The following is a 24,464-nucleotide window of genomic DNA, read 5'->3' as shown; positions in this document are numbered from 1 at the left end:
TCGATGGCTCGTCGAACATCCCGACCATGACCGGTGGGGCATGCGGTGTGCGCGCCCTACGAGGCGCACACGACCTGTCGCTCTACCAGCACGGAAGCGCGCTCCTGACCTGCGGTAACGTCCAGACAGGGCCGATCGCGGGTCGGCGCCCCCGGCAGGACTCGAACCTGCGGCCAAGCGCTTAGAAGGCGCCTGCTCTATCCACTGAGCTACGGGGGCCGGTGTGGTGGCCTCGTACGTGCTGCCCGGGTGCGGGCTGATCCGTGACGTTGCCGGGGACAAGGATAGAGCTCCTGGATCCCTGTCCCTGTTGCTTCGCCTCCGTGGCTCAATGTGGAGGTTCGGTGAAGCGGTCCTGATAATCGCAGGCAGGTACGAATCGTGCACCGCTTTTGGCGTCTCGCGCACCGGGTGTTGTGCACTCGTTATGCCTGGACTGTGCCCGCGTCCCGGTCATCCCTTCCGTCCGATGTGTCCCGTCGGCGCGCAGACATGTCTATATGCTTCAGAATTCCCCCAAAATTGGGCATTCTTCGCATGTGGTGACCTTGGACGTACGGCCTCAGCTGCTCGACACACTCTCCGCCCTGCGCGACCGTGTCGCCGCCGCACGCTTCCCGCTGCCTCTGGCGGGGGCCCCACGCGCGCGTGCCAACCGCGACGAACTGCTCGCACAGCTCGACGACTATTTGGTGCCCCGATTGAGAGAACCCGAAGCGCCCTTGCTGGCCGTTGTCGGCGGATCCACGGGGGCCGGCAAGTCGACCCTCGTCAACTCCCTCGTGGGGCGGCGGGTCAGCGAGGCGGGTGTGCTGCGGCCGACGACCCGGACACCTGTACTGGTGTGCCATCCGGAGGACCATCACTGGTTCAGCGGCATGCGGGTGCTGCCCGACCTCACGCGCGTGTGGGTGCCCCAGCAGGAACCGGGGGACGACCTGCTCCTCCCGGGTGAGGACCCCGCGCGGGTGCTGCGGATCGAAACCGCCGACAGCCTCCCGGCCGGGCTCGCCCTGCTCGACGCGCCCGACGTCGACTCCCTCGTCGCCGAGAACCGCGTCCTCGCCGCCGAACTGATCTGCGCCGCCGACATCTGGGTCATGGTGACCACGGCCGCCCGGTACGCCGACGCCGTGCCCTGGCATCTGCTGCGCACCGCCAAGGAGTACGACGTCACCTTGGTGACCGTCCTGGACCGGGTGCCGCACCAGGTCGTCGCCGAGGTCTCCCGCCAGTACGGTGCCCTGCTCACCAAGGCCGGTCTCGGCCACGTACCCCGGTTCACCGTGCCTGAGCTGCCCGAATCGGCCTGGGGCGGCGGACTGCTGCCGGCCACCGCCGTGGCCCCGCTGCGGACCTGGCTCGTCCAGATGGCACAGGATCCCGGCGCCCGGCAACACGCCCTGGCGCGTACGGCGTACGGGGTCCTCGAGTCGCTGAAGGCCCGGCTGCCCGAGCTGGCCAGCGCCACCGCCGCCCAGTACGCGGCCGCGCTGCGCCTCACCTCCGCCGTCGACGCGGCCTACGACAGCGAGCACACGCGCGTGCGGGGGCGGTTGCAGTCCGGTGCCGTACTCGCCGGGGGCGCCCTGAAGCGCTGGCGCGCCTTTCCCCTCGACTGCACCGCGAGCGAGCTGCTCGACGCCCTGCTGGAGAGCCTGGCGGCGTTGCTCCTGTGCGCCGTCACCGCCGCCGACGAGCGCGTCGACCAGTCCTGGCGGCGGGAGCCGGCCGCGGACGCGCCCGGGCTCGTGGAGCGGGACCCGTCCCTGGAGAGCGCCGAGCACCGCATCGGCCTGGCCGTACGGCGCTGGCGGCGCGAACTCGAGGAGTACGCCGAGGACGAGGTCCGCAAGATCGAACGGAGCCTCGCGCCCGAGACCGAGATCGTCGCCGCCCTGGCCGCCACCGCGCTGCTGGGCGCACACCGGGCCCGGACCGCGGGTGAGGGACTCGCCGAGCGGATCGGCGTCCACGGTGCGATGCGGCTGCGCGAACGCGCCGGACGGCTGCTCAACGAACATCTGGACCGGGTCATGCACATCGAACGCGAGCGCCGCCTCGCCCCGCTGGACGCCCTTGACGTCCACGCCGAATCACAGGCCGAACTCATCGCCGCGCTGTCCGTACTGCAGAAGGAGAGGTGACCGGTGACCGCCGTCACTGACCAGGACCACACGGACCACCCGGAACATCCTGAACGCAGGGAGCACGCAGAGCACACGGATCGCATCGAGAACGCCGGTCACACCAATCACACCGGTCACGCCGAGAACGCGGCATCGAGCACCGAGGACACCGAGGCCGCCATGTCCACCAACAGCACCAACGCCACCACCAACACCAGGAACGTCAACAACACCAAGAACACCAAGGAACGCGACCACGCCCTCCGCAAAGAGGCCACCTCCGCCGCAGCGGGCGCCAACAACGCCCCCGAAGCCGATCGCTCGACCACGCCGCAGCACGCGCGCGTGGGGGACGGCCACGGCGCCCCGCCCGCCTCCAACTCCTCCGTCCGGCCCGCCACCGACACCCCGGAAGCCTGGGACGACGGCCTCATCGCACGGCGTGTCACCGAGGCCGCCACCGAACCGGCGCCCCTCGTCGAGACCCGTCACCCCGGCACACAGCCGGTGGCCTCCCTGGCGTACGACGGCCCGCTCCGCTCCCGTCTGGACGCCCTGGGCGAACTGGTCGGTCTCTCCCGTACCCGCCTCGACAGCCGGACCCTCGCCGAGGCGGGCCGGGTCCTCGACGAGGCGGCGGCGCGCCGCAAGCTCTCCGGAGAGCACACCGTCGTCGCGATCGCGGGCGCCACCGGCAGCGGCAAATCGCAGCTGTTCAACGCGCTCGCGGGCGTGGCCATTTCGGAGACCGGAGTACGGCGGCCGACCACCGCCGCCCCCATCACCTGCAGCTGGAGTGACGGCGCGGCGAGCCTCATCGACCGCCTGGGCATCCCCGGACGACTGCGCCGGCGCCCGGTGCAGAGCCCGGAGGCGGAGGCACAGTTGCGCGGGCTCGTCCTGGTCGACCTGCCCGATCACGACTCGGCGGCCGTACAGCACCGCGAGCAGGTGGACCGCGTCCTGAAGCTCGTCGACGCCGTCATCTGGGTCGTCGACCCGGAGAAGTACGCCGACGCCATGCTCCACGAGCGCTATCTGCGGCCCATGGCCGGCCACTCCGAGGTCATGATCATCGCGCTCAACCAGATCGACCGGCTGCCCGGCGAGGCCACCGCCCAGGTCCTCTGCGACCTGCGGCGGCTGCTCGACGAGGACGGGATCGCCCTGGGGGAGCACGGCGAACCGGGCGCGACCGTGCTCGCGCTGTCCGCGCTCACCGGGGACGGCGTCGGCGAACTGCGGGAGGTGCTCGGTCAGTTCGTGTCGCAGCGCCGGGTCGCGGCCCGTCGTATCGCGGCCGATCTGGACTCGGCCGCGGACCGGCTGCTGCCCGTCTACGCCACCGGGCGCCGTACGGGGCTGAGCGAGGAGGCGCGGGACGAGTTCTCCGCCCGGCTCGCGGAGGCGGTCGGCGCCACCGCCGCGGGCGAGGCCGCCGAACGTGCCTGGCTGCGCAACGCCAACCGGGCCTGTGGCACGCCCTGGCTCCGGCTGTGGCGCTGGTACCAGGGCCGCGGCGAGCCCTCCACCGGGCAGCTGACCCTGCGTACGCAGGCCGACGAGGAGGCGACGGCACGGCAGCGCGTCGAGCAGGCGGTCCGTACGGTGTCGGAGCGGGCCTCGGCCGGGCTGCCGGCGCCCTGGGCGCAGGCGGTGCGCGAGGCGGCGGTACGGGGGTCCCAGGGCCTGCCCGAGGCGCTGGACGACCTGGCGGCGCGGGCCGGCCTGCCGCCGGGGCGACCGCCGCGGCCGGGCTGGTGGCCGGCGGCCGTGCTGGCCCAGGCGTCCATGACGATCCTTCAGGTCATCGGCGGGCTGTGGCTGGTGGGCCAGATCGCCGGGCTCTTGGCGCCGAACCTCGCGGTGCCGGTGCTGCTGATGCTGGCGGGCATCGTCGGCGGGCCGCTCGTGGAGTGGGGCTGCCGGATGGCGGCGCGCGGGCCCGCACGGCGGTACGGCCAGGAGGCGGAGCGGCGATTGCGGGAGGCGGCCGCGGGCTGCGGCCGGGCCAGGGTGCTCGATCCACTGGCCGCGGAGCTGCTGAGGTACCGGGAGGTGCGGGAGCAGTACGTGCGGGTGACCAGGGCCGGAACCGCCGTGGGGTGAGTTCGCGGGAAGTGGATCACTCGTCGGGGTGGCGGGGTTTTCCACAGGAGGCCGGTGGTCCACAGCGCTCAGCGGGCTCGGCCCGACGGAGGCAGTCTGGCTCTGCGGCGATCACGACGGAGGACGAAAGCGGTCGTGGCAGCAGACGCAGCCGTACGGGACGGGCCCGTACGCATGCCGGCCCGGCGTCGCAGACCCGGGCGAGGGAGGGGTTCACGATGAACGAGACGACGCTCTGTGTGGTGGGCAACGTGGCGACGCAGCCGGTGTACCGGGAGTTGGCCTCAGGTCCGTCGGTGCGCTTCCGGATGGCGGTGACGTCGCGTTACTGGGATCGCGAGAAGAATGTCTGGACGGACGGGCACACCAACTTCTTCACGGTGTGGGCCAACCGCCAGCTCGCGGTCAACGCGGCGGCCTCGCTGAACGTGGGCGAACCCGTCGTCGTCCAGGGCAGGCTGAAGGTGCGCACGGAGACGCGCGAGGGGCAGCAGAACTGGGCCTTGGCGGACATCGACGCGGTGGCGATCGGCCATGACCTGGCGCGCGGCACCGCGCTCTTCCGCCGCGCGGCCAAGCCCGAGGCGGCAGCGGCGCCGCAGCAGCCCGAGCCCAACTGGGAGACACCGACGGGGCAGTCGGCGGACACCCCGGCACAACAGCACGCGGAACCCGCTGTGGTGACGTGATATCAGCCACAATGACCGGTTGACCGAACTGCGGCTTATCGATGAATGCGCTCTGAACGACCCAGTGGATTTGTCGATAAGCCCTGCTCGCGAACCGTCATCGCGATAACGATTCCGATTCGGATCGGTCATCCGACGATAGGACCGGCAAGGCTGGTGTGCTTGATCCCTAGGATGCCGGGCGTAGCTCTCGGGGCTGCTGATTCTGCTGGTAGGACCGCACCCCCCACGTCAAAGGGTCCTGCTCGAAGGGGAATTCCGTGCATCTTGCATTCTCTGGGCTCTCCGGTACGTCCGCGCCGTCCGTGCGCGGGCGGGGTGCGGCCCGCCTCGCCACCGCGACGCTGGTGTCGGCGCTCGTGGCCGCCGGTGTGCTCGCCGGGGCCGCGCGGCCGCCGCGGAGGGGGCCCCGCAGAACCAGGGCGGGGCGACCGCCACCATCCAGGGTCTGAAGACGTACGGCGAGGCCGTCGTCCACGAGGGCGGCAGCGACCTCAGAGTGGCCGCGGGCCTGTTCGAGATGTCGGTGGAGGGCGGCGGCACCTTGCAGACGTACTGCGTCGACCTCCACAACCCCACGCAGAAGGACGCCAAGTACCAGGAGACGCCCTGGAGCAGCACGTCGCTGGGCACCAACAAGGCCGCCGGCAAGATCCGCTGGATCCTGCAGAACTCCTACCCGCAGGTCAACGACCTGGCGGCGCTCGCCGGGCGGGCGGGCGTCACCGGCCTCACCGAACAGGACGCAGCGGCCGGCACCCAGGTGGCCATCTGGCGCTACTCGGACGGAGCGGACGTCGACGCCGTCGACCCGCAGGCCGAGAAGCTCGCCGACTACCTCGAGAAGAGCGCACGCGACCTGGCCGAGCCGAGGGCCTCGCTGATCCTCGACCCGCCCGCGGTCTCCGGCCGTCCCGGCGACCGGGTCGGGCCGGTGACCGTCCACACCAACGCACGCACGGTGACGGTGACACCACCGGCGAACGCTGCCACCAGCGGAGTCCGGATCGTCGACGCCGCCGGCAAGGTCATCACCTCGGCGCAGGACGGCAGCCGGCTGTTCTTCGACATACCCGAGGACGCCGCCGGCGGCGCGGCCGAGCTGACCGTGCAGGCGTCGACGACCGTGCCGGTCGGCCGCGCCTTCGCCTCCGAGAGCCGCAGTCAGACGCAGATCCTGGCCGGCTCCAGCGAGTCGACGGTCTCCGCCACGGCCAGTGCGACCTGGGCGGAGAAGGGCGCGATACCCGCGCTGTCGGCCCGGAAGAACTGCGCCGTGGGCGGCGTGGACATCAGCGCGGCCAACAAGGGCGACAAGCCCTTCACCTTCGAGCTGATGGGCACCGAGTACTCCATCCCGGCGGGCAACGCACGCACCGTGACCATCCCGCTGCAGGAGGACCAGGGCTACGACTTCACGATCACCGGGCCGAACGGCTTCGCGCAGCGCTTCAGCGGCGTCCTCGACTGCAAGACCCAGGCCGGCGCGGGCGGCGAGTCCACCCAGACGCTCAGCGAGCCGAGCCCGGCCACGGTGGGCGGCACCTCCGGCGGCACCAACCTCGCCGCCACCGGCGGCACCAGCGCCACCCCCGTGATAGTGGGCGTGGCCATCGCCCTCGTCGTGATCGGCGGCGCGGCCCTCGTTCTGCTCCGCAAGCGGGAGACGCCGACCGGGGACTGAGCCGTACGACCCGTACGACCCGCGCGATAGGGCACTGGCGGCCCGGCATGAGCCGTACGGCACGTGCGGTACCGCACGAGCGTGACTGCATCTTGAGAACTCAACAGTGAGTGGCCGACACGTGACTCTCCGAACAAACGGCCCCGGCCCGCGCCCGCACGGCACAGGGGCCACCCCCGCACCCCGACGACCGACGGTCACCAGCCGGTTTTCTCCGGTGCCCGGCCATGCGGCAAGATGGGGTGTGTCTGCCCACTGCCAGATTTCAAGCTGCCGGACGGTTTCTCTTGGCTGAGTTCATTTACACCATGCGCAAGGCGCGCAAAGCGCACGGCGACAAGGTGATTCTCGACGATGTCACCCTGAACTTCCTGCCGGGTGCCAAGATCGGCGTCGTCGGTCCGAACGGTGCCGGTAAGTCGACCGTGCTGAAGATCATGGCTGGGCTGGAGCAGCCGTCCAACGGTGACGCCTACCTCTCGCCCGGCTACAGCGTCGGCATCCTGCTGCAGGAGCCCCCACTGAACGAGGAGAAGAACGTCCTGGAGAACGTCCAGGAGGGTGTCGCCGGGATCAAGGGCAAGCTCGACCGGTTCAACGAGATCGCCGAGCTCATGGCGACCGACTACTCGGACGCGCTGCTCGACGAGATGGGCAAGCTCCAGGAGGAGCTCGACCACGCCAATGCCTGGGACCTCGACGCCCAGCTGGAGCAGGCCATGGACGCCCTGGGCTGCCCGCCCGGCGACTGGGCCGTCACCAACCTCTCCGGTGGTGAGCGCCGCCGCGTCGCCCTGTGCAAGCTCCTGCTCGAGCAGCCCGACCTGCTGCTCCTCGACGAGCCCACCAACCACCTCGACGCCGAGTCGGTGAACTGGCTGGAGCAGCACCTCGCCAAGTACGCGGGCACCGTCGTGGCGATCACCCACGACCGGTACTTCCTGGACAACGTCGCCGAGTGGATCCTCGAGCTCGACCGCGGCCGCGCCTACCCGTACGAGGGCAACTACTCCACGTACCTGGAGACCAAGGCGACCCGTCTCAAGGTCGAGGGCCAGAAGGACGCCAAGCGGCAGAAGCGCCTCAAGGAAGAGCTGGAGTGGGTGCGCTCCAACGCCAAGGGGCGCCAGGCCAAGTCCAAGGCCCGTCTCGCGCGGTACGAGGAGATGGCGGCCGAGGCGGACAAGATGCGGAAGCTGGACTTCGAGGAGATCCAGATCCCGCCGGGCCCGCGTCTGGGCAACGTCGTGGTCGAGGTGAACGACCTCCAGAAGGGCTTCGGCGAGAAGATCCTCGTCGACGGCCTGTCCTTCACTCTGCCGCGCAACGGCATCGTCGGCGTCATCGGCCCGAACGGCGCCGGCAAGACCACCCTGTTCAAGATGATCCAGGGCCTGGAGACGCCGGACGCCGGAGACATCAAGGTCGGCGAGACCGTCAAGATCTCCTATGTCGACCAGGGCCGCTCCAACATCGACCCCAAGAAGACGCTGTGGGAGGTCGTGTCCGACGGACTCGACTACATCAACGTCGGCCAGGTCGAGATGCCCTCGCGCGCCTATGTCTCCGCCTTCGGCTTCAAGGGCCCGGACCAGCAGAAGCCGGCCGGCATCCTCTCCGGTGGTGAGCGCAACCGTCTCAACCTGGCGCTCACCCTGAAGCAGGGCGGCAACCTGCTGCTCCTCGACGAGCCCACCAACGACCTCGACGTCGAGACCCTGTCGAGCCTCGAGAACGCTCTGCTGGAGTTCCCGGGCTGCGCCGTGGTCGTCTCCCACGACCGGTGGTTCCTGGACCGCGTCGCCACGCACATCCTCGCCTACGAGGGTGAGTCCCGGTGGTTCTGGTTCGAGGGCAACTTCGAGTCGTACGAGAAGAACAAGATCGAGCGGCTCGGACCGGATGCCGCGCGTCCGCACCGCGCCACCTACAAGAAGCTGACCCGGGGCTGATCTTGCGGCACATCTACCACTGCCCGCTGCGCTGGGCGGACATGGACGCGTACGGCCACGTCAACAACGTGATGTTCCTCCGCTACCTGGAGGAGGCCCGTATCGACTTCCTGTTCCGCCCGGAGAAGGACTTCAAGCAGGGGTCCGTGGTGGCGCGCCACGAGATCGACTACAAGCGGCAGCTCGTCCACCGGCACGCGCCGGTGGTCATCGAGCTGTGGGTCACGGAGATCAGGGCGGCGTCCTTCACCCTCACCTACGAGGTGAAGGACGACGACCTGGTCTATGTCCGGGCGTGCACGGTGATCGTGCCGTTCGACTTCCAGGCGCAGCGGCCGCGCCGGATCACCGCGGAGGAGCGGGAGTTCCTCCAGGAGTACACGGACGACAAGACCGCCGACAGCGAGGAGGAGGCCGTCGCCGCATGACGGTGCTCCACCTCGCCGACGAGAGGGAAACGGCCGACCTCGCGGCCTTCCTCTCCCGGCTGCTCCGCTACGACCGTGGAGCGGCGGTACGCCTCCAGGCGGCGGGGAAGGCGCTCGCCGTGTTCGGGCGGCCGCCGTCCTTCGAGGTGCTGGCGATCCGCGCGGTGCGGCTGGCGAAGCCGTACGAGAACGGGCTCGACGCCACGCTCGACGTGACCGTGTCCGCGGGTGAGTTCCTGGAGTCCGTGGACGAGTCGGCGGCCACGGCCGCCGTCCCGGCTGCGGTGACCGGGCCGCCGTGGGCGGGAGTCCTTCCGCCGCGCGCCGGCTGGCGCGCCGCGCCGGGGCTTCCCGCACCGGACGCCCTGCGTGCCATGGTCGGCGCGGCGGTCGCCGAATTCCGGTCCCGTACGCAGGAGTTGGCGCCGGAGCGGCGTACGCGGGCCGAGCTCGACCGGGTCGGGCGGGAGATCTGGTCCCGTACGGTCGGCGAGACCCCTTTGCCGGTACGGGCCGTGCACGCGGCCCAGTCACTGGGATTCCTCCGGACGCCCGCCCCACCGGGCACTGCGCACCCGACCACTGAGCCGCCCCCGGCGCTCCTCTCCTGCGGTGCGTGGCTGAGGCTGCGCACGCCCTACGGTTCGATCGCCGTGCGCAGGGCGGGCCTCGGTGAGCTGGACGTCAGCGTCCGCTGAGAGACGCTTTTCTTGCCGGTCTGGGCTCCGGCCGGTGATCATTCGCTTGACCGGATCGTGATCGGATTCCAGTGCCGTACGACCGGAATCCGACGCTCAGGGTGGCGGCGAGCACCGCCGTGCTTACTCCGGGGTGTTCACCATCGAGGCCGCCGCGTACGTCAGGTAGTTCCACAGCGTCTGCTCGTGCTCCTCGGACAGGCCGAGATCGTCGACGGCCACCCGCATGTGCTTCAGCCAGGCGTCGTGCGCGGCCCGGTCGACCGTGAAGGGGGCGTGGCGCATACGCAGGCGGGGATGGCCGCGGTTCTCGCTGTAGGTCGTCGGGCCGCCCCAGTACTGCATCAGGAACAGGACCAGCCGTTCCTCGGCAGGGCCCAGGTCCTCCTCCGGGTACATCGGCCGCAGGAAGGGGTCCGCGGCCACCTCCTGGTAGAACCGGTGGACCAGCCGGCGGAAGGTCTTCTCCCCGCCGACCTGCTCGTAGAAGGTCTGCTCCTGAAGCGTGTCGCGCCGAATCTCGTTCACCCGTACATGGTCTCAGACCGGGTGGCCCAGGACTCAAGGCCCAGGACCGGCGGGCAGCCGCCCGTGCTCGCCTCCCGTCGTCCGGCGCCGCACAGTGGAGCCATGGGCGCGCATGCTCCCGGCTGGGACCTGGACGACGTCGCCGCCTCGGCGCGGGCGGCGCTGGCGCGGGAGATCGACGCGAGCGGCGCCTGGGACGAGGACCCGGTGTGGCGGGAGGCCTTCGAGCAGGTGCCGCGGCACCTCTTCGTGCCGTACTACTACATCGGTGTTCTGGGCGGCTACGAGCGCTGCTGGAGCGAGAGCCCCGATCCGGGGGAGCGCGAGCGCTGGGTGAGCGGTGCCTACGCGGACACCCCGCTGGCCACGCGGGTGCGCGACGGCGAGCTGGTCACCTCCAGCAGCCAGCCCTCGCTGATGGCCGACATGCTGGTCGCGCTGCGGGTGCGGGACGGCGACCGGGTCCTGGAGATCGGTACGGGCACCGGATACAACGCGGCCCTGCTCGCCCACCGGCTCGGCGACGACGACCTCGTCACCACCGTCGATCTGGATCCGGAGATCACCGAGTCGGCCCGGCAGCACCTGGCGGCGGCCGGGTACCACCCGGTGGTGGTCACCGGCGACGGTGCGCGCGGAGTCCCGGAGCGCGCCCCCTTCGACCGGATCATCGCGACCTGCACCCTGCCGACGATCCCGCGTGCCTGGCTCGCCCAGTGCGGCCCCGGCGCCCGGATCCTGGCACCCCTGTCCACCGGTCTGATCGCGCTGACCGTGCGGGACAGCGAGCAGGCCGAGGGCCGCTTCCTGCACACGCCCGCCTACTTCGTGCCGCTGCGCGGCGAGCACCGGCGCGAGGCGGAGCCGCCGCCCCTGGCCGGAGTGCCGCGCCGGGCCCGGGGACACGAGCTGTTCCGCTTCCTGCTGGCGCTGACCCGGGGCGCCCTGGAGCCGCGGGAGGCGTACGTGCTCTGGGACCACGAGGGCATGCCGGAGCGCGAGCGCTACGGCATCACGGTCGGCGCCGAGCGCGCGTGGGCATGGCTGGACGACCCGGAGGGGCCGTACGCCTGGCCCCTCCCGGGCTGACCGCCGGCGTCAGCCGCGCCGGATCGTGATCGTCGTCCAGGCGCCCACGTGCACCTGGTCCCCGTCCTGCAGCGGTACCGGCACGAAGGGCTGGATCGGCTCCTCCGAGCCGTTGACCGTCGTACCGTTCGTCGAGTTCTGGTCGACGACCGCCCAGGTGCCGTCCGGCTGCTGGACCAGGACCGCGTGCTGGTGCGAGACGCCCGGGTCCTCCGGCGGCACCGCCAGGTCGATGTCGGGGGTGTCGCCGGTGGAGTGGCGGCGGCGGCCGATGGTGACCTGGTTGCCGGTGAGCGTGCGCTGCTGCTCGGGCGAGTACGCGGGCAGGTTGAGACCCGTGGCCTCCGGTCCCGAGCGCTGCATCATCGCCATGAAGTAGTCACGGTCCGGGCCGATGGTCGCCGTCCAGGTGACCGGCCCCTGTGGCACCTGCCCGAAGGCGGGGCCGGACGGGGCCTGGGTGGCGCCGGGCTGCGGGTAGCCGTAGCCACCGCCCTGGCCGGACGGGCCGGCGGACGGCGGGGAGATGACCCAGTCGTCGTCACCGCCGCCGAAGGACGGACCACCGGCCGGCGGACGGCCGGTCTCCTGCGGGAAGGCCGGGGGAGCGGGCGGGGCGGGCTGCTGGAAGGCCTGCGGGGGGCCACCCGCCGTGCCACCGGGGCCCGGGGCGGCGGAACCGGCCGCGAGGGGTCGCCGCCGAAGGCGCCGGGGGCACCGGGCGGCCCGGGAGGACCGGAGGGCTCACGGCCGAAGGGCGGCGGACCGCCCGGAGCCTGGCCCCCGCCGAAGTCCGGGCGGCCGGAGGGACCCTGCCCGCCGCCGAACGCCGAGGGGCCGGGGCCGCCGGGGCCGCGCTCATTGCCGAAGGGCGGCGGACCGGCCTGGCCGCGATCGTTGCCGAACGGCGGCGGACCGCCCTGGCCGCGATCGTTGCCGAACGGCGTCGGGCCCGACGGCTCGCTGCCGAACGACGGGATCGGCTCCGCGGGACGGTTCATCTGCGAGGGGCGTGAGCCCTGGTACTCGTACGAGTCACCAGCGCCGTAGGACTGGCCGGGCGGCGGCTGGAAACGCGGTGCGCCCTGGCCGGGCCCGGCAGGGCGCGGAGGGGCGGCCGGGGTGTACGAGGTGGCCGTGTTGGTGAGGAAGTTCCACCGGCACTCCTCGCAGAACGGCGCGCCGCCCTCGCGGGGCGTGCGGCACTGCGGGCAGAGCTCCGGCTCCAGGTCCGGCACGGCGGACAGGTTCGGTCGGCCGGCGGGGCGTTGGCCGGGGCCGCCCGGAGGCGGTGGCGGGAAGCCGTATCCGCCGCCGGCGGGCGGGGGCGGAGGAGGCGGAGGTACGGCACCGGCCATGCGGTGACCGCAGACCTCGCACCAGTCGTCGGAACCCGACTGGTGTCCGTTCGGGCAGGTCGGCATGTCGGCGCTTCCCCCTCTCTGTCAGGATCTTCCTGAGGTCGCTCTAGGTCACTTCTTTACACGAACAGTCTTTGTGGACCGGGTCTCGAGGGTCATCTCGTCGGCCTCCGCGACCTTCGCCTTCAGTCGCACAGTACCCGTCGCGGCATCGACCACGTCCACCACCTTCGCAAGCAGTTTCGCAGTATCGGCGTTCCCGGAGACGCTCGCGAGCTGAACGGCCCGGCCCAGTTTGGCCGTTGCTCCATCCATATCGCCCGCTTTGCGAAGGTCCAGCCCTTGCTGGATGACCTGTGCCAGTTCGGCCTGGCCCGTGTAGTGGGCGACCTGGGGGTTGATCGAGGTGGACGCGACCATGTCGTCGGTCCACACGGCCCTCACCAGGCCCTGGGCGCCGAGGTTCTGCACGGTTCCGTCGGGCTGCGGTACGACCAGGGAGACCCGGGCGGCCAGCATCTCCTGGCCCAGACCGGCCGTGGGGACCTCGACGCAGATGTGGTAGTCACGGGACTCGTCTCCCCAGGAGCCGGTCGGATAGTCCCCGGCGCGCGGGCCGGCCTCCGTGCGACGGTCCGTCAACTCCACCACGGTGGGCGCCACTTGCTTGACGAACTTGATGGCCGTGCCGACCGGCGTCCACACCCGCAGGGCGACGTCCGCGACCTCCTTGCCCATCGCCGTCTCCATCATCTGCGTGAAGTCGGCGGCGAGGCCCGTGGGGTCGGCGACGATGTCGGCGGTGCCAAGCAGGGCGGAGGCGATTCCTGTGACTTCTTTCACTTCCCAGTCGGTGCCCACGCCCCGGGCGTCACAGGTGAAGCGTCCGGCGCAGGAGTCGAGCGCGGCGCGCAGGTCCTCGGGTGACTCGTGCTCGTTGCGGCCGTCGGTGAGCAGGATGCCGTGCCGGATGGCGACGTCCGCCGAGGACAGCAGACGGTCGGCGAGCCGCAGCCAGGTGCCGATGGCCGTACCGCCGCCGGCGCTGAGCTTGCGCAGCGCCTGCTTGGCCTGATCGCGGGTGGTGGCGTCGGCGACGGCGAGCCGTCCGTTGCCGGGGTAGACCTCCTTGGCGATGTGTGTGCCGCCGATCACCGCGAAGTGCACGCCGTCGCGCAGGGTGTCGATCGCGGCGGCCGTGGCGTCGCGGGCGTTGCGCATCTTGGTCGGCGGGTAGTCCATCGAACCCGAGCAGTCGACCATGATCGCCACGGCCGCGGAAGGGCCCTGCCCGGCCGAGTACAGATGCGGCGCGCCGACCGCGCTCCCGATGGTGCCGCCGCCCGTCGCCGTCACGGTGACGATCGCGTTGACCTCGCGGCCGCCCTCCGGCAGGTACTCGTTCTGGTACACGTCCATCGAGAACTGCGGCACGTTCGATTTCGAGAAATTGGCCATGACTGCTCTGAATCCCCCTCTGACCCCACGGGTTGCGTGGGTGACGACTGTATGCGGACCGGTCCCCTCCGGTCCGCTCAGGGTTCCCCGTATGTGACTGTTGGCTCCGTATGCGGCCTCAGGCCGATCCTGCCCCCTGCGGCGGCGCGGGGAACGGGACGACGGCCACTGTTACGTTGTCGTGGCCCCCGCCGTCCAGCGCGTGCCCGACCAGGACCCGGGCGCTGTGCAGCGGGCGGTCGGCGGCGTCCGACGGGATGGCCTCGGACATCTCCTCCGCCGACTCCGCGTAGTTCCACAGGCCGTCGGTGCAGACCACCACCACACCCGGCCGGTCCGGCTTGAACGCGGCGGTGTGCGGCTCCAGTTCATAGGCGTCCGCGCCGAGCCAGCCGGTGATCGCGTGGGCGCGCTCGTCGGCGTACGCCTCCGCCTCGCTCATCAGGCCCGCGGCGACCATCTGCGCGGCCCAGGAGTCGTCCTCGGTGAGCCGGGCCGGGGGCGAAGCACGGTCCACCGGCACCCAGTAGGCGCGGCTGTCGCCGACCCAGCCGACGACCAGCAGACCCGAGGTGACCACCGCGCCGACGATCGTGCAGGCCGGGGCGTTCTGGTGCGGGGCGTGCTCACGGGCCGTCGCGGGCTCCTCGGCCAGCGCGTTGACCGCGTGCGAGGCCGCGACGATCGCCTCGTGCATCGCCTGCTGCGGATGCGTACCGCGCGGCAGGGCGGCCAGCAGCGACTCGCCGGCCGCCTGCGACGCGGCGAGCGAGGCGTCGTCGGGACGGGTCGCCGAGGACACGCCGTCGCAGACGATCGCCACCAGCGTGGGCGTGCCGTCGGGCAGCGCCGTGTGGCCGATGGCGAAGGCGTCCTCGTTGCGGTGGTGGCGCAGCCCGCGGTCGCTGACCGCGGCGACCGGGCCGGACTCCTGCTCCATGTGGTCGCGTTCGCGCGGCTGCGCGTGCCCGCAGTTCTCGCAGTAGCCGTCGCTGTCGACCCGGCCCGCCCGGCAGGCCACGCACACTTTGCTCTCCCCGGCCGCCGCGAGGTCGGCGGCCACCCGCGGGTCCGGAGCCTGCAGCGGGTACTCCTCGGGCTCCGGCGGCCGGTCGAACCGTACGCCCGAGGCCGGGGACACGGCAGAGCCCGGCGCGGGCGGCAGCGGCGAGCCGCCCGAGTCGGTCCCCGCCAGGTCCGTCGGCAGGTGCACCGCCGCTGGTGTGTCGGAGCCGGACGGCTCGGACGCTACGGGCCAGGGTGCACCGTCCGCGGACGCGGAGAAGCCGTTCATGGCGAGCGTCGGGTGGTCCTGCGAAGGCGTGGGCACCACCGACAGGTCGTGCCCGCACGCACCGCAGAAACGGTCACCCGACTCAAGCGGCTCCGCGCAGTTCGGGCACTTCGACGGTGCGGTCTGCTGGGGCATCTGCGACATCAACTACACCCACGTCCGGGGGCGGTAACGGTTGGCCCGTTCCACCAGGTCGATCCTCTCCTCGCCGCCGGGCGCGAGCCGGGCCAGCGTGCGGTACGAGCGCTCCAGACCGAAGCGGAGGCCCCGCTCGTCCAGGCCGCTGCCGAGCAGTACCCGTTTGCCGGCGGGAGGCTGTGCGTGCTGGCCACCGGAGAGTATCCAGTCGAGCGCGCTGCCGAGCACCTCCGCCGACAACTGCTCGCGCCGTGCCGGGTCCAGACCGTATGCGTCCAGGGCCTCGACCTGCCCGGCGGCGGCGGTCAGGTCCTCCAGGAACGGCGCGTCCCCGGCGGTCGCCGTGCGCCGACGCAGCCGCGCCCGTACGGCGGCCACCCGCGCGGCCGTGTAGTGGATCGAGGACTCCGGGACCGACTCCAGCGTCCGTACGGCGCTGCGCCGGTCGCCCGCCGCGAGCTGCACGCGGGCCAGGCCGAACGCCGCGCTCACATAGCTCGGGTCGGTCGACCACACCAGCCGGTAGTACTCCGCGGCGTTGTCCAGCTGGCCGAGCACCTCCGCGCACAGGCCGAGTGCCAGCTTGGGCGCCGCCTCGCCGGGGAAGGCGTCGTAGACCGCGTCGAAGGCGAGCGCGGCCGCCTCGAAGTCACCGGTGACCAGCGAGGTCACGCCCCGGTACCACACCACCCGCCAGTCGTCGGGCTGTTCGTCCTCCAGCTTCGCCAGGGACATCAGCGCGGCCTCGGAGTCGTCGTTCTCCAGCCGGGCACGGATCTGCCGCAACCGTGTCTCGACGGTCTGCTGCGGAGCCGCGGCGAGCGCGCCGAGCAGCTCACCCGCCGCGGAGGCCATCAGACCCGCCAGGAAGCCGGCGTTGGGGTCCGAGGGGTCCACCAGCGGAACGGGCAGCGCCAGGGCGGCGGCGGGCGTGGCGACCGGCTTGACGAGTCCGAGGGCGCCGTTCGGGGACGCCGGAGCGGGAGCGGCGGAGGCGCCCTGTTGTCCGGAGGTCCCCTGCTTTCTGGACGGCACCTCTCTCGACCCCAGCCGCGACACGTCCCCGTCCAGCTTCGGGAACAACTCCGTGTCGGTGACCTTGAGCTCGGGCCCGAGCAGCGTCGACAGCGCGGGCCGTGCCCGCCCCGTCTGCAGGGACACGACCTCCCGCAGCACACCCGTCAGCTGCTCGGACATCTCCTGCGCGGAGGCGAACCGGCGCGCCGGGTCGGGGTCGGTGGCGCGCACCAGCAGCCGGTAGAAGGACTCGTACTGGCGGAAGACCTCGATGTTGTCGGGGTCCGGCAGGGAGTCCACGAAGACATTCGTGTAGCCCTGGAAGTCGAAGGTCAGCACGGCGAGCGTGCGGCCGACCGTGTAGAGGTCGCTCGCCACCGACGGGCCGACCTCCGCGACCTCCGGCGCCTGGTAGCCGACCGTGCCGTAGATGGCCGACTCGTCGTCGTCCATCCTGCGCACCGCGCCCATGTCGATCAGCTTGAGCTGGTCCTCGGTCTGGATCGCGTTGTCGACCTTGAAGTCGCAGTAGAGCAGATTGCGGCTGTGCAGATGGCCGAGCGCCTCCAGGGCCTCGATGCCGTACGCGCACGCCTGCTCCACCGGCAGCGGATCGCGTCTGCCGTCGGGCGTGCGGCGCGCGTTGGCGATCTCCTTCAGCGACTTGCCGCCGACGTACTCCATGACGATGTAGCCGTCGAGCGAGCCGGTGCGCTGGTCGAGGTGCTCCACGAAGTTGTAGATCCGCACGATGTTGGCGTGCTCGATCTCCGCCAGGAAACGCCGCTCGGAGATCGCCGCCGCCATCGCGTCCTGGTCACCGGTGTCCAGCAGGCCCTTGAGCACCACCCAGCGGTCGGAGACCGCACGGTCCACCGCGAGGTAGATCCAGCCCAGACCGCCGTGCGCCAGACAGCCCACAACCTCGTACTGGCCGTGCACGATGTCGCCGGACTTCAGCTTCGGCACGAACGAGTACGGGTTGCCGCACTTGGTGCAGAAGCCCTCCGTACGGCCCTCGCGCTCACCCCGCGACCGCCCCACCGGCGCCCCGCAGTCCGAGCGCGAGCAGAACCGCTTGCGCTCGGGCACCTCCGGGTTCTCCAGCACCATCGCGCGCGGGTCTGGCCGCGGCACCTGGGGCACCGTCACCAGTCCGGCGCCCAGCCGGGCGCGCCCGGACGAGCCGGAGGCGGAGCCGGAGCTGCGCACCGACACCGAGCGGCCCGTGGACTTGCCCGACACCGAGCGCGACAGCCGCCCCGACACCGAGCGCCGTGACTTCGACGACTGTGACGACGTACGCGAACTGCGGGCGCTGGCGCGCGAACCGGCGCTGCCCGCCGAGTCCTTGCCGCTGCCGCTGATCCCGGTGGGCGGCGAACCGACCGTACCGTTCGCGGAGACGACGGGAGCCAGACCGCACGTGTCGCAGTACAGCTCACCGCCGCCCACGTCCTCGTACGACCCCTCACACCCGGGCCGCTGACATGTCTGCCCTGCCTGACTCATGGCTGACTACTCCCCCCTCCGGTCCTGAGGCCCGCCCTGCCCCGGCACCCGCGGGGCGCCCAGCAGTTCGGCCGCCGCCCGCTGATAACGCAGGACGGCCTGTTCGGCTACGCGCAGGTCGCACGGAGCGCTCCACAGCATGCGGCGCGCTGCGTCGTACCGTTCCACGAGGAACGGATCCTCCGCGAGTCCGTGCCGGGCGACCTTCGCCTTGTACGCGTCGAGACGGCCGCGCAGCTCGGCGCGGACCGCCAGCGGCGCGGTGACCGCGGTCAACGACTCGCGGGCGCGCAGCAGTTCGTCCTCCGCCTTCTGCTCCAGGGACTCCAGGAGCGGGGACAGGCGGTGCCACTGGGCCTGTCTGCGGTACTCGGCGGCGGTCGCCAGCTGCTCCTGCAGCACGGTCGGCGGCCCGCTGACGACCGGCACCTCCGTGGCGGCGATCTTCGCCAGGACCTCGCCGCGCGCGGTGCGCGCCTCGGCGAGCGTGCGGTCCGCGCGGGAGAGCACGTCCCGCAGCTTCACCAGACGCTGCTCCGCGTCCTGGCGGACCGTCAGTACGGCATCGATCTCCCGCCGTACTTCCTCCAGGGCCCGCGCCTCACGGTCGTACACGGTTGTGTCCGGACGGCCGCCGCCCGGTGCCGAACTGCCCGGCGCCGGCACCCAGAAGGCGAGCGGGTCGGAGACGACCTCCTCACGCAGCTTCGTCAGCGTGCGTGTGATCCGCTCCAGGTCGTCGCCGGACGGGTGCTCGCCGGGGCGCACGCCGACGGAGTGCGCGAGCTTGCGGGTGCGCTGGAGCTCCGCGGCCAGTAAATCGATGCGGGCGGGCAGCGCCGACCACACCGCGTCGGCGGTCACGACCATGTCCAGCGAACTCGCGTACAGCTCGTTCATCCGGTCCACGAGTGCCGCCAGCGTGAACCGCTGGCTGAGCCGGCCCGCCGCGGACAGCAGCGTCGGCGCGTTCGCCGTCGCTGTGGCGCTGCCCGCGACCGTGACGGACTCGCCGCGCAGCAGCTCGGTCAGCTCCACCAGGTCCTCGCGGCTGGACCAGCGGCGCCGGGCGCGGATCTCCCGGGCGCCGCGCAGCGCGGCCGTGTACGCGTCGAAGTACGCCCACAGCAGGGTGATCGACGCCTCCGCGGCCGTCCAGCGCTCCTTGGTCGTGCCGGTGAGCTCGGCGCCTTCGAGGAGTCTGCGGCCCGCGTGGTCCTGAAGGGCGAGCAGCGAGCTCTCGATCGCCTCGTGCTCCGCGCCGAGCCGCGCCAGCGCACGGTCCACCTCGTCCCGGTCCATCACCGGCCCGGCGGGGTCCGTGACGCCCATCGATCACCTCTCGCTGCTGTGTGGGGTCTGTGTCGGCTGTGTGTTCGCGATCCGTTCGACCGGAGGTCTTCCCGGAGGTCTTCCCGAAGACCGCCCGGGTGACGCCCGGTCAGCTCTTGCGCAGGTATTGCGGCGCGGGCGGCTTCGACGGTGTCGCGTCCTCCCCCAGTGTCGCCGACAGCCACTTGTCGTACGACGCCTGCCAGCCGTTGGCGCGGTAGCCCACCAGGATCTGATTGACCCGGCGTACCAGATCGTCGGCGTCCTTCTTCATCGCCACGCCGTAGTACTCGGTGGTGAAGGCGGAACCCTTCAGGGCGACCGTCGGGTCCTGCGCGGCCTGGCTCGCGGCCAGCGCGCCGTCGGTGATCACGGCGTCGACCTCGCCCAGTTGCAGCCGCACCAGGCAGTCGAGCTGGTTGGGGACGTTGTGGTCGATGTCGGCGGAGGAGACCAGCTTTCCGGCCTTGCGGTCCGCGTCCAGCTTGGCGTACGCCGTGGACCCCGACGCCGTGCAGATCTTCTTGCCCGCCAGCGACTTGTCGTAGCCCGTGATGGACGAGGACTTGGGCGCCAGGACCGTCTGGCCCGTCTTGAAGTACGGGGCGGAGAACGCGACCTGGTCCAGACGGTCGCAGTTGATGGTCATCGTGCGGACGACCATGTCGACCCGGCCGTCCTGGATCGCCGTGATGCGCTGGCTGGTCGGGATCGCCTTGAACTGGACCGCGTTCGGGTCGCCGAGGATGTCCTGGGCGATCCGGTGGACCAGGTCGATGTCGAAGCCCTCCAGCTCCGCGTCCTTGTTGTTCGGGTTGCGGTAGCCCCAGTGGTAGCTGTTCTGGTCGACGCCGACGATCAGCTTCCGCTTCGCGCCCGTGCGGGCCTTGATCGCGTCGATCGTCTCCCCGTCCGCGCCGGACGGCGACAGCGTCTGCTTCTGGGCCTCCGAGTCCTCGCAGCCGTCCGCCCGCGCCTGGCTGCCGTTGGCCACGCCCTGGCCGCCGAGGCCCGCGGCGCCGTCCGTGTCGCCGTGCGTCTGGGTCAGCGGCAGCAGCAGGGCGGACGCCAGCGCCACGGCGCAGACGACCGCCATCGCGCCCACTCCGCCCCAGCCGCGCAGGGAGGCCCGCACACGGCGAAAAAAGCCCTTGCGCGCGTTCATCGTCACGCCCCCTCTCACCGGTACTCCGAAAGCCTGCGCCCGATGCCGAGCAGTGCGCCCGCCGCGCCCAGGCCGGCCAGCACGGCCGCACCGATGGGCAGTCCGGTCATCGCGTCCCGGCCGTCACCGGCCGACTGCCCGAACTCGGCCTGCTCGTGCGCGATCGCGGTCCTCAAATTGTTGTCGACACTGTCGAAGCATTCGCCGGTGGCGCCCTTGGCGCCGATCACCTTGTCCAGCGCCTGCTGGTAGTTGCCGTTCTCGTCCTCGGTACGGGCCGAGGTGTGGCGCTGCTTCCACACGGTCATGTTGGCCTCGGCCGCCTTGACCGGCTCGCCGCCCGACTTGTCGTCGGCCAGCCGCTCCGCCTCGGTCAGACCCTTGCCCAGGGCCTTCATGTCCTTGTCGAAGTCGTAGTAGAACGCGTCGTACGTCGTGTCGCCGACCGTGATCGTCTCGGCCCCGCGGGCCACCAGGCTCAGGTTCTCGTTGCCCCGGGCCTTCAGGGAGGCGATGCGGGCGTCGTGCAGCACGTTCAGCGAGCGGACGCCGTGGTCGTAGGAGTCGTTCAGGCCCGCGCGGGCGACGCTGTGGCCGACGACCAGCCACAGCAGGACCACTGTCGCGAAGGCCGTGGCGCCGACCAGTCCGTGGTTCAGTACCCGGTTGGTGCGCCGGTAGTTGCGGTGCTGGGCCCAGCCGAGCGCGGCCAGGGCGAGAACGCCGAGGGCGATCGCCGCCCACGGGTAGGGGGTGGCGTTCCCGTAGTCGGACCGGAGCTTGTCGTTCTCCTTCTTGTAGAGGTCCTCCGCCGCCGGGAGCATCTCGCTCTGCATCTTGTCGTTGGCGTAGCGCAGATAGGCGCCGCCGACCGGGTAGCCCTGCCGGTTGTAGGTGCGGGCCCGCTCGACCAGCCCCTTGTACTCCGGCAGGAGCTTGTTGAGCTTGGATATCGCGGCTTCGGAGGGCGAGCCGGGGTCGGAGGCCGCGGCCGCCGTGACCAGCTTGGCGGCGGCCGTGCTGATGTCCTTCTCGTACCGGTCGCGGGAGGCGGCCGTCTCCTGGCCGCCCGCCAGGAAGCCGCTGGAGGCGGCCGTGTTGGCGTCCGCCAGGGAGCGGTAGATGTCGGCCGCGTCCGAGCTGAGCGGCTGGCTGCTGTGCAGCACGTCGTCGGCGGCGGCCGCGCGGTCGGTCGTCTGCCAGGCGGTGACCGCGCCGAACGCGACGACCAGGAGGGCCAGTACGGCACCGATGATGCGCAGCCGGCCGGGTTCGGTGGTCGCCGCGGCGCGCAGCCGCTCGGCGCCCTCGGCGAACGCCGTACGACGCGGCTGCCCCGGCCGGCCCGCGGACGCGGGGGTCGGGGCTGGGGCGGGACGGCCGGCATGGTGGGCATGCCGGACCCCGGTCCTGGTGGTGCCGTGCTGCTTGTCGGCGGGTGTGTCACTGCTGACCTCCCCCATGGTCATCGTTCGCCGCCAGTATCGCTGCCCGGACCGACATTCCGCACCGGCCTTCACTGGATCTTGATCGGATCGCAGTCCAGTCGACTTACGGCGCGGTGCGGTGTCCGCACCACCCCTGCCCATGAATACGCTGCGGGAATCTGTTCGGTTCCCTGGTGCGGGCCGCCCCGCTCAGGACTCCCAGTGGGCCCGCGCCCGCTCCTGCGCCTGCGCGCCCGCGCCCACCCGGTCGAGCCCCAGCAGCGCCGCCCCCAGCACCGGGCTCGCCGTCACCACGCGCGCCACCGCCTTCGGTGCCCGCGCCGACAGCAGGTCCCGGATGCCGTCGTCGAGTTGGGGGTGGCCGGCGGTGAGGACACCCCCGCCCAGCAGCACGGGCGTCTCCTCGTCGAGCAGCCGGAGCCGGGTCAGGGCGACGGTGGCCATGGTCACCACCTCCTCGGCCAGACGCGCGACGACCGAGCGCGCCACCGCGTCACCGCGCGCGGCCGTCTCGAACAGCACCGGCGTCAACTCATGGCGCCGGGCGTGCGCGACGTGCTCCAGGTGCAGGGCCTCGATGAGCGCGTACATCGAGTCGAGCCCGAAGTGGGCCGGAAGGGTCCGGGTCAGTTCCGTCGGGCCCCCGCGCCCGTCCTCCGCGCGGGCCGCGAACCACAGCGCCTCCTCGGCCAGCCCCCAGCCGCCGCCCCAGTCGCCGGAGATACGGCCGAGGGCCGGGAAACGGGCGGTGCGCCCGTCGGGGCGCATGCCGACGCAGTTGATGCCCGCGCCGCAGACCACCGCCACACCGCGCGGCTCGGCCACGCCCGCCCGCAGGATCGCGAACGTGTCGTTGCGGACCTCCACCGACGCGCCCCACCCGCGCGCGTGCAGCGCGGTCGCCAGCTGTTCCTCCTCCACGGGCAGATCGGCGTTCGCCAGACAGGCCGAGACATGGGAGACGGAGGTGACCCCGGCGTCGGCGTAGGCCCGCGCGATGGCCGCGGCCAGTTCGTCCACCGCCGTCTCCACACCCACCGCGGGCGGCCGGAACCCGCCGCCGCGTGCCGTGGCCAGGACGTTCCCGTCCCTCGTCAGCACCGCGACGTCGGTCTTGCTGTTGCCCGCGTCGATGGCGAGGACACTTGCGGTCAGGCCCACGCGAGGTGCTCCCGGTTGTGCGCGACCAGTCGGTCGGTCAGGGCTTCGGCGTACTCGTACTGGCCGATCAGCGGATGGGACAGCAGTGCCTTGAAGACCCGGTCCCGGCCGCCGCGCAGCGCCGCCTCCAGGGCCAGCTCCTCGTACGCGGTCACGTTCGCCACCAGGCCGGCGAACAGCGGGTCCACCGCGGGCACCGGCAGCGGGACGGGTCCCTTCGGGCCGACCGCCGCCTGCACCTCGATCACCGCGTCGTCCGGCAGGAAGGGCAGCGTGCCCCGGTTGTACGCGTTCACCACCTGGTACGTGCTGCCGGCGCCGCCCAGCAGCGACGCGGCCAGGTCCACGGCGGCCTCCGAGTAGTAGGCGCCGCCCCGCTCGGCGAGCAGCTCCGGCTTCTCGTCCAGGGCCGGATCGCCGTACATCCGCAGCAGTTCGCGTTCCATGGCGGCCACTTCCGCCGCCCGGGAGGGCTTGGTGCGCAGCTCCCGCACCACCGCGTCGTGCGCGTAGAAGTAGCGCAGGTAGTACGAGGGGATCACGCCAAGTCGGTCCAGGAGCGGACGGGGCAGCCGCAGGTCGTCGGCGACGGCGTCGCCGTGTTCGGCCAGCAGCTTCGGCAGGACGTTCTCGCCCTCGGGGCCGCCGAGGCGTACACCTGTCTCCCAGGTGAGGTGGTTGAGGCCGACGTGCTCCAGATGGACGTCGGCCGGTGCCACGCCGAGCAGCGCCGCGAACTTCCGCTGGAAGCCGATCGCCACGTTGCACAGCCCGACGGCCCGGTGTCCGGCCTGGAGCAGCGCACGGGTCACGATGCCCACCGGGTTGGTGAAGTCGATGATCCAGGCACGCGGGTTGGCGCGCCGCACCCGCTCCGCGATGTCGAGGACGACGGGCACCGTCCGCAGCGCCTTGGCGAGACCGCCCGCGCCGGTGGTCTCCTGGCCGATGCAGCCGCACTCCAGGGGCCAGGTCTCGTCCTGCTGCCGGGCCGCCTGCCCGCCGACGCGGAGCTGGAGCAGCACGGCGTCGGCGCCGTCGACGCCCGCGTCCAGGTCGGACGTGGTGACGATCCGGCCCGCGTGGCCCTGCTTTGCGAAGATCCGGCGGGCCAGGCCGCCGACCAGCTCCAGGCGTTCGGCGGCCGGGTCGACCAGCACCAGCTCCTCGATGGGCAGGGTGTCCCGGAGCCGGGCGAAGCCGTCGATGAGTTCGGGGGTGTAGGTCGAGCCTCCGCCGACCACGGTGAGTTTCACTGAAGGATCCCTCGCT

At 71.8% G+C, this 24,464-nt stretch carries 17 protein-coding genes, 1 tRNA gene and 2 pseudogenes; 9 read left to right on the top strand and 11 right to left on the bottom strand.

Features of this window, described 5'->3' with window-relative positions; translation table 11 throughout:
- Positions 1-146: 146 nt before the first annotated feature.
- Positions 147-219: transfer RNA gene (locus tag N8I87_RS14345), tRNA-Arg, on the bottom strand.
- Between the two features lie 320 nt (positions 220-539).
- Between N8I87_RS14345 and N8I87_RS14340 the strand changes: the two genes are divergently transcribed.
- The 7 genes and pseudogenes from N8I87_RS14340 (at position 540) to N8I87_RS14310 (ending at position 9,689) form a co-directional block, all read left to right on the top strand.
- Positions 540-2,147: a dynamin family protein gene (locus tag N8I87_RS14340; RefSeq protein WP_263208879.1), complete on the top strand. Its 1,608-nt coding sequence runs from the start codon at positions 540-542 to the stop codon at positions 2,145-2,147.
- Positions 2,148-2,150: 3 nt separating this feature from the next.
- Positions 2,151-4,238, top strand: a complete 2,088-nt coding sequence (locus tag N8I87_RS14335) for a YfjP family GTPase (protein WP_263208877.1) — start codon at positions 2,151-2,153, stop codon at positions 4,236-4,238.
- A gap of 218 nt (positions 4,239-4,456) precedes the next feature.
- Positions 4,457-4,927 carry a single-stranded DNA-binding protein gene (locus N8I87_RS14330; protein ID WP_263208875.1) on the top strand — a complete coding sequence of 157 codons (471 nt, stop codon included), beginning with the start codon at positions 4,457-4,459 and terminating at the stop codon, positions 4,925-4,927.
- A 305-nt stretch (positions 4,928-5,232) separates the two neighbouring features.
- Positions 5,233-6,611 (top strand): annotated as a pseudogene (locus N8I87_RS14325) (Cys-Gln thioester bond-forming surface protein).
- A gap of 287 nt (positions 6,612-6,898) precedes the next feature.
- A complete protein-coding gene (gene ettA / locus N8I87_RS14320; protein ID WP_263208873.1) occupies positions 6,899-8,563 on the top strand; it encodes an energy-dependent translational throttle protein EttA in 1,665 nt (554 codons plus the stop codon).
- Between the two features lie 2 nt (positions 8,564-8,565).
- Positions 8,566-8,991, top strand: coding sequence for an acyl-CoA thioesterase (locus N8I87_RS14315; protein WP_263208872.1), 426 nt, complete (start codon positions 8,566-8,568; stop codon positions 8,989-8,991).
- A complete protein-coding gene (locus N8I87_RS14310; RefSeq protein WP_263208871.1) occupies positions 8,988-9,689 on the top strand; it encodes a DUF8185 domain-containing protein in 702 nt (233 codons plus the stop codon). The genes N8I87_RS14315 and N8I87_RS14310 overlap by 4 nt, the downstream gene beginning before the upstream one ends.
- A 123-nt stretch (positions 9,690-9,812) precedes the next feature.
- On the opposite strand, the gene N8I87_RS14305 is transcribed toward N8I87_RS14310, so the two are convergent.
- The gene (locus tag N8I87_RS14305; RefSeq protein WP_263208869.1) at positions 9,813-10,217 is read right to left on the bottom strand and encodes a globin; all 405 of its coding nucleotides are present in this window, start codon (positions 10,215-10,217) and stop codon (positions 9,813-9,815) included.
- Positions 10,218-10,319: 102 nt separating this feature from the next.
- Between N8I87_RS14305 and N8I87_RS14300 the strand changes: the two genes are divergently transcribed.
- Complete coding sequence (locus N8I87_RS14300; RefSeq protein ID WP_263208867.1) at positions 10,320-11,306, top strand: methyltransferase domain-containing protein; 987 nt, start codon at positions 10,320-10,322, stop codon at positions 11,304-11,306.
- Between the two features lie 9 nt (positions 11,307-11,315).
- On the opposite strand, the pseudogene N8I87_RS14295 reads toward N8I87_RS14300, so the two are convergent.
- The 4 genes and pseudogenes from N8I87_RS14295 to N8I87_RS14280 form a co-directional block, all read right to left on the bottom strand.
- Positions 11,316-12,730: pseudogene (locus tag N8I87_RS14295) on the bottom strand (FHA domain-containing protein).
- 48 nt (positions 12,731-12,778) lie between these two features.
- Positions 12,779-14,125 (bottom strand): vWA domain-containing protein, encoded by a 1,347-nt coding sequence (locus N8I87_RS14290; protein WP_263208865.1) that lies wholly within the window; start codon positions 14,123-14,125, stop codon positions 12,779-12,781.
- A 118-nt stretch (positions 14,126-14,243) separates the two neighbouring features.
- On the bottom strand, positions 14,244-15,563 hold the full coding sequence (locus N8I87_RS14285) for a PP2C family protein-serine/threonine phosphatase (RefSeq protein WP_263208863.1): 1,320 nt from the start codon (positions 15,561-15,563) through the stop codon (positions 14,244-14,246).
- A gap of 3 nt (positions 15,564-15,566) precedes the next feature.
- Entirely contained in the window at positions 15,567-17,792 is a 2,226-nt protein-coding gene (locus tag N8I87_RS14280) for a serine/threonine-protein kinase (RefSeq protein ID WP_438829312.1), read from the bottom strand.
- 10 nt (positions 17,793-17,802) lie between these two features.
- On the opposite strand from N8I87_RS14280, the gene N8I87_RS44735 reads away from it, so the two are divergent.
- A complete protein-coding gene (locus N8I87_RS44735) occupies positions 17,803-18,063 on the top strand; it encodes a hypothetical protein (protein WP_438829311.1) in 261 nt (86 codons plus the stop codon).
- 29 nt (positions 18,064-18,092) lie between these two features.
- Here the strand turns inward: N8I87_RS44735 and N8I87_RS14275 are convergent, their stop codons facing one another.
- The 5 genes from N8I87_RS14275 to N8I87_RS14255 all read right to left on the bottom strand — a co-directional run bounded on the left by N8I87_RS14275 (position 18,093) and on the right by N8I87_RS14255 (position 24,448).
- A complete protein-coding gene (locus N8I87_RS14275) occupies positions 18,093-19,418 on the bottom strand; it encodes a hypothetical protein (RefSeq protein ID WP_263208860.1) in 1,326 nt (441 codons plus the stop codon).
- Between the two features lie 109 nt (positions 19,419-19,527).
- Complete coding sequence (locus N8I87_RS14270) at positions 19,528-20,583, bottom strand: glutamate ABC transporter substrate-binding protein (protein WP_263208858.1); 1,056 nt, start codon at positions 20,581-20,583, stop codon at positions 19,528-19,530.
- Between the two features lie 14 nt (positions 20,584-20,597).
- Positions 20,598-22,052: a GlnX family signal transduction membrane protein gene (locus tag N8I87_RS14265; protein WP_263208856.1), complete on the bottom strand. Its 1,455-nt coding sequence runs from the start codon at positions 22,050-22,052 to the stop codon at positions 20,598-20,600.
- Positions 22,053-22,220: 168 nt separating this feature from the next.
- Entirely contained in the window at positions 22,221-23,192 is a 972-nt protein-coding gene (locus N8I87_RS14260) for an N-acetylglucosamine kinase (protein ID WP_263208854.1), read from the bottom strand.
- Positions 23,183-24,448 carry a 6-phospho-beta-glucosidase gene (locus N8I87_RS14255; RefSeq protein WP_263208852.1) on the bottom strand — a complete coding sequence of 422 codons (1,266 nt, stop codon included), beginning with the start codon at positions 24,446-24,448 and terminating at the stop codon, positions 23,183-23,185. The genes N8I87_RS14260 and N8I87_RS14255 overlap by 10 nt, the downstream gene beginning before the upstream one ends.
- Between the last annotated feature and the right edge of the window lie 16 nt (positions 24,449-24,464).

The organism is Streptomyces sp. HUAS 15-9, assembly GCF_025642155.1.
Classification (GTDB): Bacteria; Actinomycetota; Actinomycetes; order Streptomycetales; family Streptomycetaceae; genus Streptomyces.
This window is presented reverse-complemented; position numbering and strand designations above follow the sequence as displayed.